The 11386-nt window shown below is 46.2% G+C and carries 10 protein-coding genes; 8 read left to right on the top strand and 2 right to left on the bottom strand.

All coding sequences use genetic code 11. The annotated features are described in order from the left end of the window. Together BC349_RS13840 and istA are read right to left on the bottom strand one after the other, a co-directional pair. Window positions 1-654: ATP-binding protein (locus tag BC349_RS13840; protein WP_187257354.1), on the bottom strand; the 654-nt coding region annotated here is incomplete at its 3' end. Between the two features lie 11 nt (window positions 655-665). Continuing rightward, on the bottom strand, window positions 666-2192 hold the full coding sequence (gene istA, locus BC349_RS13835) for an IS21 family transposase (RefSeq protein WP_222840114.1): 1527 nt from the start codon (window positions 2190-2192) through the stop codon (window positions 666-668). 676 nt (window positions 2193-2868) lie between these two features. Between istA and BC349_RS13830 the strand changes: the two genes are divergently transcribed. From BC349_RS13830 to BC349_RS13795, 8 genes are all read left to right on the top strand, one after another. After that, window positions 2869-3441 (top strand): dihydrofolate reductase family protein, encoded by a 573-nt coding sequence (locus BC349_RS13830; protein ID WP_187257353.1) that lies wholly within the window; start codon window positions 2869-2871, stop codon window positions 3439-3441. A 280-nt stretch (window positions 3442-3721) separates the two neighbouring features. Continuing rightward, window positions 3722-3985, top strand: coding sequence for a type II toxin-antitoxin system ParD family antitoxin (locus tag BC349_RS13825; RefSeq protein ID WP_187257352.1), 264 nt, complete (start codon window positions 3722-3724; stop codon window positions 3983-3985). A 385-nt stretch (window positions 3986-4370) separates the two neighbouring features. Continuing rightward, complete coding sequence (locus tag BC349_RS13820; RefSeq protein ID WP_222840180.1) at window positions 4371-4811, top strand: nuclear transport factor 2 family protein; 441 nt, start codon at window positions 4371-4373, stop codon at window positions 4809-4811. A 217-nt stretch (window positions 4812-5028) separates the two neighbouring features. Then, the gene (locus BC349_RS13815; RefSeq protein ID WP_187257351.1) at window positions 5029-6120 is read left to right on the top strand and encodes a sulfotransferase family protein; all 1092 of its coding nucleotides are present in this window, start codon (window positions 5029-5031) and stop codon (window positions 6118-6120) included. A 147-nt stretch (window positions 6121-6267) separates the two neighbouring features. After that, the gene (locus tag BC349_RS13810) at window positions 6268-7722 is read left to right on the top strand and encodes a hypothetical protein (RefSeq protein ID WP_187257350.1); all 1455 of its coding nucleotides are present in this window, start codon (window positions 6268-6270) and stop codon (window positions 7720-7722) included. Window positions 7723-7758: 36 nt separating this feature from the next. Next, window positions 7759-8646, top strand: coding sequence for an alpha/beta fold hydrolase (locus BC349_RS13805; protein ID WP_222840179.1), 888 nt, complete (start codon window positions 7759-7761; stop codon window positions 8644-8646). Continuing rightward, a complete protein-coding gene (locus BC349_RS13800) occupies window positions 8633-10279 on the top strand; it encodes a fatty acid CoA ligase family protein (RefSeq protein WP_187257349.1) in 1647 nt (548 codons plus the stop codon). Before BC349_RS13805 ends, BC349_RS13800 begins: the two co-directional genes overlap by 14 nt. Beyond that, entirely contained in the window at window positions 10276-11277 is a 1002-nt protein-coding gene (locus BC349_RS13795) for an NAD-dependent epimerase/dehydratase family protein (protein WP_187257348.1), read from the top strand. The genes BC349_RS13800 and BC349_RS13795 overlap by 4 nt, the downstream gene beginning before the upstream one ends. Window positions 11278-11386: the final 109 nt, after the last annotated feature.

Below are 11386 nucleotides of genomic sequence, written 5' to 3'. Positions count from 1 at the left end.
GATGGCATCCGCTATGGTTTGTTCACCAATCACCTCATACCATTTGTTGACCGGCACCTGTGCTGTGAACAGGGTGGAGTGTTTGCCATGGCGGTCTTCAATGATGTCCATCAGTATGGCCCGGTTCTGCGCATCCAGCGGTTGCATCCCAAAGTCATCCAATATCAACAGGTCCTGTTTTTCTATTTTGGCTATTTCTTTTAAATAGGTGCCGTCCGCTTTTCCCATTTTTAACCGGGAGAACAGCTTGGTGCAATGCTCGTATTGCACTTTATAGCCCAGTGAACAGGCCTGGTGACCCAAGGCTGACGCAATAAAACTTTTTCCTATTCCGGTACTGCCGGTTATAAGCAGGTTTTCTTTTTTCTTGATAAAATCACAATCGGCCAGTCGCAGCAACTGATTTTTATGGAGCTCCCGTTCATTGGTAAAGCTGATTTGCTCAATCGATGCCTTGTAACGGAACCTCGCTCGCAGCACACTCCTGTCCAGTTTTCTATTGTAGCGATCGTCCCATTCCGAACTAACCATTAGGCCAACCAGTTCATCAGGCGTGTAGCGGACGGCTGTATCGGTTTCAAGATTGGTCTGGAAGGCACGTAACATGCCAAAAAGTTTCATGGTTCTCATTTTTTCGATGGTTTGCTCATTCATTGGTGTTGTTTTTATTGATAATAATGATTGCCCCGGATGTTGTCATGGCTGGGCATGGGGGTAGATTGGGACTCTTCCGGATCCGTCAGATCCAGCCCTTTTTGTAAGATATCTTCAATCGCCCGATAGGAGTAAAGGCCATACGCATGCCCTCGCTGGCAGGCCCGGATCAGCCGTTCGTGTCCAATCCGCTTCCCAAAAGAGAGGATGCCATTACAAATTTTATAGGCTTGTTCCGGATGTCGTTTTTTCAACAGCACCTGACTAATGTAGTGCTCCACTTCGGGTGCAATCACGCGGGCGAGGCTTAAAAAATAATCCGGATTCCAGGCGACCTGTACCTGATGCTGACTGGCCATATGACTACCCTCCGTACTGTAATTGTGTGCACTGCGCACCCGGCGGTGCGTGGCAATGCGTTCGTATTTGTAATAAATCTCCACCTCAGAGACACTGAAGAGTATACGTACCTTTTTACTGATATATCCATACGGCACACTGTAGTAGTGCTTATCCACGCTCAGGCAAACATGGCCATTTTTCATAACCGTGGCATGAACGGACCGGCGTAGTTCATAGGGTTTGGCCGGAAGGGGCTGCAGGGCGATCTTTTCCAGTTCATCGAACTGCTCGCGGCGACTGTAGGAACGGCCTTTAAACGGAGTGTTGTTGTGCTGCTCCAACAATAACAGGACCTGCTCATTCAATCGTTCCAGTGTCGTAGCGGGCCCCTCCGACAGCGCCACAAAAACGCGGCTGTACATGATTTTTACAGCCCCCTCTACCAGGGATTTGTCTTTGGGTTTGTAGGCCCGGGCCGGGAGCGGCGTCATCCCATAGTGATCGGCAAAGGCTTCAAAATTTTCGTTTAATGTCGGTTCGTACCGGCTGCTTTTGACAACCGCCGATTTTAGGTTATCCGGAACAATGGCATTGGGGGAGCCCCCAAAATAATGGAGGGCATGCTCACAGCAACCGATAAAGTCCTCTACCCGCTGCGACATGACAGCTTCCATATAGGTAAGCTGGCTGGCACCCAGTATGGCTACAAAGACCTCGGCTTCCTGCAGTTCACCGGTCGCTTCATCCAGAACAGGTAGTTTTTCCCCGGTAAAGTCAACATAGACCTTGTCACCCGCGGTATGCTCCATGTGCATGCTGGGCTGTACACGGCGCTTCCATAAATGATAATGACGGTAAAATGCAGTGTGCCCAAAGCCTGCAGGATGCTCCCGGCGGTAAAGTTCCCATAACCGCAGTAGTGTCATCCCTCGTTGCCGTAAGCGTTTGTCGTTGTCCCTAAAGAAGGCGAGCAGTTCCTTGAGCCTGGTATCCGGAACAACCTCCGGTTCCTTGCAGAATAGTTCGTCTAAATCCTTATCGGACAAGCGGCTGAGCTCTTCCCAGGAAGTGGAAAGCGCATCGACTATGTCCAGGTATTTTTTTACCGTATTACGGGATACACCGGTTAATTTGTTTATCTGCAGTTTATTGTGGCCCTGAAATGAAAGTTTTAGTACTTGACGAAGTTTACTCATCTTAATCGGGTTGTTTGGCATTGTAACTGGTATGAACAGCGAGAATAAGCCATTCAACCAGCATCCTAACTAAACCGATGAACGTACCATAAACAACTAAATGAAGTGCTCAGTTTGACGCGGAAAAGTAGTGGTCAATTTGCCCCGGAATTCAGTGGTCAATTTGCTCCGGAAACCAGTGATCAGTTTGGCGCGGAAAAAAGTGCTCAGGTTACGCGGAATTTCCAGTTTGATGCAGTAATCAGGAATTTTGAAATTATTGACGAGGCTGCTAATCGATTACCGGAAGGATTTATAGACACACATTCTGATAATCATTGGTATAAATTACTGGGTTTTATATGCCAAATCGTACGGCAGATAAAAGAACATCTTCTTCCTCACCTTCTTCATAGACATTCAGCAAATAATCAACAGTTCACTGCCCATAACAACGGCATCTATATTAACAGGGCGAGACATTGAAACTTCATCAGTAGATCATTGATGAGCATCGGCCCGAACTTGTCACGGTTTCAATTGGGCGTTTAGTTATAAATATGGACTTTAGTAAATAATATATCGGATGAATCGGGCGGGACCTTAGTAATTCCCCTGGCAAACCAAATCCCTGACCCCTGGCAGGCATTATTAAAGAAAGTAACACACCATTGACAACTATAAATACCAGAACTATATGAGAAAAATAATTTCTTTCATGCACATATCCCTTGATGGTTTTGTAGCAGGCCCGAACGGAGAAATGGACTGGATTAAAGTTGATGAAGAAATATTTGATTATGTCGGTAAACGGATAAGCGAAGGTGATACTGCATTATATGGACGGATAACTTATCAGATGATGGAAAATTACTGGCCTACAGCAGGTGACAAGCCGACAGCAACCAGGCACGATATTGAACATTCAAGGTGGTATAGCAAAGTTCATAAAATTGTTTTATCAAAAACAATGAAAGACGCAGGTCTGACTAATACAAAAATTATTAGTGACAAGCTTTCCGACAGAATAAATGAAATAAAACAACAGCCTGGCGCAGAAATCTTGCTTTTTGGTAGCCCAACTGCAACACATTCACTTATTCAACTGAACTTAATTGACGGCTTCTGGCTATTTGTTAATCCAATTGTTCTTGGACGAGGTATTCCATTGTTTGTAGGCATCGAAGACAGAATAAAACTAAAACTATTGAATACCCAACAATTTACCTGCGGAGTGACAGAGCTGAATTACATAGTAGACAGACAATAACGGCATACTGCCAGCAGTTGAATATCCACATGGCAGGCGGGACCGGTGTTATTCAGCGATGGAATATAAATCAACACAGGGCCAGACCTGTCACTCTTTTCAATAATGCTTTGGATTAAACCATTGAGCTAATTAAAAATAATCAGCTGCCAGACCCAGCGTAACATCAACCATGACCCCCTAAAGTAAATACCTAACCACTAATTTTTAAGCTTTCAAATATTCGAAAGGAATTTGCACAAGGTGCCATAAATTGGTAACATAGCTAAAATGACAATAAATGGGACGCAATAAATCCGTTTCTTCTGGTGACTATTATGAGGATTTTACAGAGTCGAAAATTTCAGGAGGACGCTTCAAAAATGTGAGCATAGTAACCAGAGCCGGTTTAGGGTTTCTTAAAGAGGAAGAGCAAAGAGTCATTGCACTTCGCGACCCTGTTCAACAAGGAATTTCTAGCGGAATTCATCCGGGTTTTCATCCAAAAAAGCATCTTGCCAAATTGAAATCCTTGAAGAAACAGAATGACTTATTACAAAATTGACGAATCAGACTGTGGAGTATTTTTCTGAAATTTGATGGTAAACATATGACACATGATCTGAGAGCCAGGCAAATATTTGCCGTTGTTAATAAATTGTATTGAAGGAATAACAGGTAGACCTGAAATCGGAAAGAAGTATTCAGCATTATAATTTGGGTTAAGTGTAGTTATGATGGGCCGACATATAATATTTTACGATCGGGTGGACTTAATCAATAAATTTTGATTTTAGCTAATTCAATTTTGTAACAAAGCCTGACACTGCAGTTTGGCGTAATAACGGCGAGACGATCAAATAACAACATTGGATCACGGTTAAGCATTTGTTTGCGCCAGGCCCCCGCCGAAAGCTGGCATTTAATTGTTCACTTCAAAAGGAAATTGTATGAAAAAATCGGCTTTGATATTATTTTTACTTTTACCATTTATTCTTATGGCGCAATCAAGTAAAAAAATTTCCGAAGATTTTCTCCAATCTTTTGCTGAAGCATTTAATGCACACGACATTAAAGCAATAATGGAACATATGACTGATGATTGTGTGTTTGAAGCCTCGGCTGGACCTGAAGCTGGCGGACAGAAATTTATTGGTCATGAACAAGTAAGGAAAGCATTCGAAGACGTTTTTTCATCCTTTCCTGACGCTCAATGGAGCAACCCCCGACATTTCATTTTAGGAGACAGGGGATTCACAGAATGGCTTTTTACCGGAACAAAAGCAGATGGCACTAAGGTGGAAGTCACAGGTTGCGACTTATTTACTTTTAAAGATGGTAAAATAGCTGTAAAGAACTCTTACAGGAAGAATCGCTTTCCTGCAAAATAGGGGAATTGAAAGCTAACAACCGTATCTGCAAATGGTCGCGCGTAACCACACCGACCATTTCTCAACAACACCCCAAAGCCCATCGGATAAATGAATGACATACACGGCTGCGAAATTCACCCGTAAATAATTATTGTTTTTTGGCCCCCTTTATGATACATTAATAAAAATTCATACCTTATGTGGGTAACCCTGATTGGTTTACACACCAGCATCTATGAATCAGCTATTCCCCCTGCCTGTTTATACCTTCCTGAAGATCGCGAATCAGAGTGGCGGGTTTAGTGCAAAGGGATTGCGTAATCTTCCGGCCTGGCTGATCAAAACCATTTTGCTTGAACCTTTGCGATGGCTTGAGCTTGGCTTGCACCAAAAGCGGATAAGGGAGCATGTTATGGAAAAGGATCCCATTTTTATCCTGGGCTTTTACCGGAGCGGTACGTCTTTCCTGCATGAGTTCCTGTCCAGGGACGACCGGCTGGGCTACCATACGGTTTACCAGATGATCTTCCCGGAGGTCATGCTGAGCAGCGAGAAGATTTTATCACCGGCTTTTGAGGGTATTTGCAAGGTCTTCAACCTGAGGGATCCCATACATAGAACCCGGTTATCTTTCAGGTACCCCGGTGAGGAAGATGGTACCATGACCACTGCAATTAATGCTAGAGGTGCGCAATGGGGATACTTCTTTCCTGAGATCATGGAAAGTCAATTTCGCAAGTATGTCCTGTTTGAGGACCTGCCGCCATCAGAACTGGAAGCCTGGAAGCAGGATTTTGTTTATTTACTGAAGAAAATTTCCCTTGCCAACAAGGGCAGGCAGCTTATCCTGAAAAGCCCCCCCAATACAGCAAGGATAAAATTATTACTGTCGCTTTTCCCCAGGGCAAAATTCGTTTTCATCCATCGTCACCCCTACGACGTGTATGGTTCCAATAAGAAATTCTGGAAGGTTACCCATAAGATCTACGCCCTGGGTCAAACGAAGACCGTAGACGTTAATTCCATTATACTGAAAACCTATTCCCAGGTCATGGACCGCTATTTGCTGGAGAAAGGCCTTGTTCCGGAAGGGCAACTGGTTGAGGTGCGTTATGATGCGCTTATGCAACACCCGATAGAGAACATCCAGCAGATCTACCAGGCCCTTCAACTCGGCGATTTCAATTATTGTAGAAATAAGATGATGGCATTTATTGAACGGCAAAAAAGTTTTGTCCGGTTAAACCATGATCTTCCCGAAGAGGAGAAGCTTATGGTTGCCGGTCAGTTGGGACGTTATATCAGTCACTGGGGATATCCGGTTTAAGCTGAAGGGGAAGGACGGCTGCTTTTCACCAGATGCCTTGCGCGAAGGTAAATGGCCGAGGCTGACTTGCAGCATATGGGTTGATCGGAATCGTTCCATAAGACGCGGAAAAAATCATTGCAGACGCTATAAATAACTAACAGAAAAGTGAAAAATTGGTGGAACATATCTCCCCGCAGTAAAGTGGATAAAGGGCGTCCAGACTATTATATTACGCCAACCCATGATTTTACCCAATATACCAGGGATGCTGAAGAGAAGTACTGGAGAAAAGAAACAAGATTCGATTGGCAGCAGAATATAAAGGATAACCTCCGGACCCATCTTGATAACCTTGGACAGGATGAATTTTCCCGGATCTTCTTTTTGGTGTTGCCAATGGTCGGAGCGGCGGTGGAGCATAAACTTTCACGGATCCGTATGCATAAGCTTCCCAGGGAGGAAGATGCACTGAAAGATATGGCAGATTGTATTCCTTATGACCGGGAGGCCATTCAACAGGCCCTGCTGATCCACGAACCCTTAGTGTCCTTTCAACAATCCATTACCCGGTTGAAGGATCAATCCGAAATGCTGCATACCAGTGTATTGGAAATGAGCGAACATAAGCGCCTTGGGTTCATTCGCCTTGGGACAAATGTTAAACCTATTGAAACTGAAGCAGAATCAAATCAGCAAGCCCTGGAACTATCTGCCCTGACAGCGCAGTTGGATACTGTCCTTGAGCAGCTCAGCCGGCTTGAAAAGAATAGTAAACCGGAAACGGAGCGATTAAAAAACGCTGTTTGTGAACGCCTGAATGCAATTGAACCGCAAATAACGGAAGACCTGGAGTATACTTCGCGGCTGGTAAATAAAACCCTGCAATCGTGGCAATTACCAGGGGATCCTGCCGAACTGGAGCAGTTGAAGGACCTGGTGCTAAAGCGACAATTGAGGGGGCTGAAAGATATTGCCAATCATGCTTTGGTGGTGGAGCAAAGTGCAATTGCTCCGCTTACCATGGGAATTATTCATTACAGGCGTTATCGGGAGATCCAGGAAGCGATGACCACTTTCATCAATGATGAGGCCAAACATTCTGCAACCTTCAGACGCTTCCTGGTGGAGAAGCTGGAAGCCAAAGAGTATATATCGTCCATCCTTATCAAGGGGACAAGCCGCTATATGTGGCTGGCCAGGTTCATGCCCGGTGCGGGGTTATTCCTGGCTGTCATTGTGGAAGCTATCGGTGCCGCCTATCTCGAGTTTTTTGGGAATGAAAAATATATGCCGGATAAGCTTTTTTGCAGTATTGCCAATACCATTTCCACCCAGGATGAGACCAGGCATATGGACTTGTGTGTGGCTATGTATAATGAACTTTTCCGCAGGGGTATCAGGTGGGAACAATTCCGCAATCGCATAGCATTGAAAGTTATGATGAAAGCTGTTTATGGTGATAAAACTGAAGATCACCATTTGATCCAGGCATTTCGCGCATTTGGTGTTGAATCGGATGCCCTATACGGGCATGTAGTGGGCAGGTTGAGTCAGCAATTGGCGAGAATAGGCCTTTACATTGAACCGGAAGAATTGCTGGCGATCATTGGCCGGAAATGATCGGCTATTCATTTTATCATTAATACCAGTAACCAGGTGGTTAGTACAGCACTATATCCTTTCCAGAGCCACTTTGAAATCATAGGTGGGCATCGTTATCACTACATTGAAGAAGGTAACGGTGAACCTGTTGTGATGCTGCATGGTAATCCAACCTGGTCTTTTTATTACAGGGAACTGGTCCAAAAACTCTCGCCTTTTTACCATTGCCTGGTACCCGACCATATAGGTTGCGGTTATTCGGATAAGCCTGGTGATAAGGAGTACAGTTACACACTTGAGCAAAGGGTAAATGACCTTGAACAATTTCTGCAACGGAAGAATATTACCACTAACATTCACCTTGTCCTGCATGATTGGGGAGGGATTATCGGTATGGCCTATGCGCACCGGCATCCTGGTTCCATTAAGAAGATTGTGGTGATGAATACTGCCGCCTTTCACCTGCCGGAGGGTAAGCCATTCCCCATTGCATTGAGACTGGCCCGAACCTGGCCGGGGGCTTTCATGATCAGGGCTTTTAACGCTTTCAGTGGAATTGCAGCCTACGAGGGAGCGAAAAGGATCAGGTTGCCGAAAGAGGTAAGGCAAGGCCTGGTGGCGCCTTATAATTCCTGGAAGAACAGAATCGCAACACTGCGTTTCGTCCAGGATGTGCCCCTGAAGCCAGGGGATCCTGGTTATGATATGGTTACAGCCATGCAGGAGAACCTTTACCGCTTCCGTAAAACGCCTATGCTGATTGCCTGGGGTATGAAGGATATGGTCTTTGACCGGCATATCCTCGATAAATGGGTATGTTATTTTCCTGGTGCACTGGTTCACCGTTTTGAAGATTCCGGACATTATATTCTGGAAGACCAGCAGGAGGCTATTGGAAAATTGGTCATTAACTTTTTTGGAGCATCCCATGAAACCGTATAACATAGCTGCTGCCCTGGGTGAAAGGGCAGTATCCCAACCGGAGGCCCTGGCTATTGCCTTTCCAGAAAAGAATAGTATAGATCAGAATGGAATTACCCGTTACCGTACCCTGAACTTCAGGGAATTATCCTTCGAGACCAATTGTGTTGCAAGGGGCCTGCTTGCTGCCGGATTTGAAAAAGGGGATCGGGTGCTGATGATGGTGCCTCCGGGATTCGATTTTTTTGTGCTCGCTTTTGCCATGCTGCAAACCGGCATAGTTCCGGTCTTCATTGACCCGGGATCAGGCATTGGTAACATGAAACAATGTATCAGTGAAGCTGCTCCGGTGGGCTTCATTGGAGTACGCAAAGCGCATGTTGCCCGCATATTGCTGGGTTGGGGAAAGAAGTCGATCCGTAAGAAGCTTACCATTGGTGCCCGTTGGTTTTGGGATGGTACGACCGTGGACAAGATCCGCAACTACAACCGGTCCAAAGAGCCCGCCCCATTTTTTGATGCCAGTGAAAATGATCTGGCTGCCATCATCTATACCAGTGGCTCAACGGGGGTGCCAAAGGGAGTGGTGTATACTCACGGGAATTTCTGGGCTCAGTTGGAGTTGGTACGGAGTGCTTTCCACTTTACACCGGGTGAAATCGACCTTCCCACTTTCCCGCCATTTGCACTCTTTAATCCTGCATTGGGATTGACCACCATTATTCCGGATATGGATACCTCGAAACCAGCTGCTGTCAGGCCTCAAAATATCATTGGCCCCATCCTGCAGTTCAACATCACCAGCATGTTCGGCTCGCCGGCCCTGATTGATAAAGTTGGCCGCTATGCAGAGGCAAATGGTGTTCAGCTTCCCAGTTTGAAAAGGGTGGTATCCGCCGGTGCCCCTGCCTCCACAAAGGCCCTGGCAAGGTTTGCAGCCCTGTTATCTCCCGGCGTCGAGATCTACACCCCATACGGTGCTACGGAAGCCATGCCGATTACAAAAGTGGGAAGTGAACAGGTCCTTCGGGAGGCAGAAGATAAAACAGCCAGGGGATCCGGGATTTGCATTGGCAAACCTGTGCAGGGTATTGAGGTGGCTATTATCAGGATCTCTGATGAAGAGATACCCGACTGGTCAGCATCATTGATGGTCAAGGCCGGTGAGATAGGGGAGATCGTAGTAAAGGGTCCCAATGTTACCCATAGTTATTTTAACCGGAAAGGCGACACCAATCTTGCCAAGATCAGGGATGGGAACATGGTTAGGCACAGGATGGGAGACCTTGGCTACTTTGATGGGGAAGGAAACCTTTGGTTCTGTGGCCGAAAGTCCCATAGGGTGAAAGCAGGCGAAGAAGAATTGTATTCCATTCCCGTCGAATATATTTTCAACCAGCATCCCCGGGTGCACAGGACTGCATTGGTGGGGGTGAATGGGGAACCGGTCTTATGTGTGGAAATGGAAGAAGCTTATGGGAGGATTGACAGGCAAAAACTCAAAGCGGAATTGCTGGGCCTGGCTGCTGCCCATCCAATGACAGCAGGCGTTAAGACCATGTTGTTTCATCCCGGATTCCCGGTTGACTTCAGGCACAATGCAAAAATCATCCGCGAAAAACTTGCTGTTTGGGCAAAAAATAAACTGGCATGAAATTACTGGTAACAGGAGGAAGCGGTTTCCTTGGAAGGGCGATCATTCACCAGCTCTGTGAACAGGGGCAAGAGGTAATAAACTTTTCCCGTGCTGCCACATCGCCCTTTGGGAATTTGGCTGTACGGCATTACAGGGGTGATCTTACTGTGTTTGACGATTTGATGGAAGCGATGAAAGGATGCGAGGGTGTTTTTCATGTGGCTGCCAGAACCGGGCTTTGGGGTGATGGCGGGGATTTTTATGCCACCAATGTGAAAGGAACCGAGCATGTGATCAGGGCTTGCCGTGAACTGGGGATCAGGTACCTGGTGTATACCAGTTCCGCGAGTGTAGTGTACCAGCCGGGTGGTTCAGAAGGCCAAAACGAAACAATGCCATACCCTGATAAGTTTTATGCCTCCTATCCGGAAACCAAGGCCAGGGCGGAACAACTTGTTATTGCTGCAAATGGGGAAGAACTGAAGACAGTTTCCTTGCGCCCTCACCTGATCTGGGGACCGGGTGACAGTCATTACCTGCCTCGTTTATTTGAAAAGTCAAAGCGAAAGCAATTGCGCCTCGTTGGGGATGGCAATAACCTGGTGGATAGTATTTATATTGATAATGCTGCCAAAGCACATTTGCAGGCTTTTACCCAATTGGTCAATTTACCGGCAGCGGTGGAAGGCAGAACTTTTTTTATTTCACAGGGCGCGCCATTACCCATTTCCGATTTTATCAACCAACTGATAGGTACCGGAGGGTTTCCCCCCGTGACCAGGACGATTCCTGCCGGCCTGGCCCGGTGGGCGGGGCGGATAATGGAAGCAATCTATCGTGGAGCGGGGATCGCTGCAGAACCCCCTGTTACTTATTTCCTGGCCCAACAACTGTCTACAGCCCATTGGTATGATATTTCTGCCGCCAGGAAAAGTTTTGGCTATGAACCTGAAATTTCCACCGAGGAAGGCATGAAGCGCTTAAGGGATTGGGTGATAAGATCAGCAGAAGATTAGGGAATGGGATCAGGTCTTGTTTAAAAGGATTAAATTTAAGATGGGAAATGCCAAAGGATGATTGAGGCTTCAAGTTTCGACGGATAAACCGGTTCAATAGCTGGGAGAA

The organism is Flavihumibacter stibioxidans (genome assembly GCF_014332695.1).
Taxonomy (GTDB): Bacteria; Bacteroidota; Bacteroidia; order Chitinophagales; family Chitinophagaceae; genus Flavihumibacter; species Flavihumibacter stibioxidans.
The sequence above is the reverse complement of the archived record's forward strand: the minus strand, read 5'-3'. Positions and strand labels throughout refer to the sequence as shown.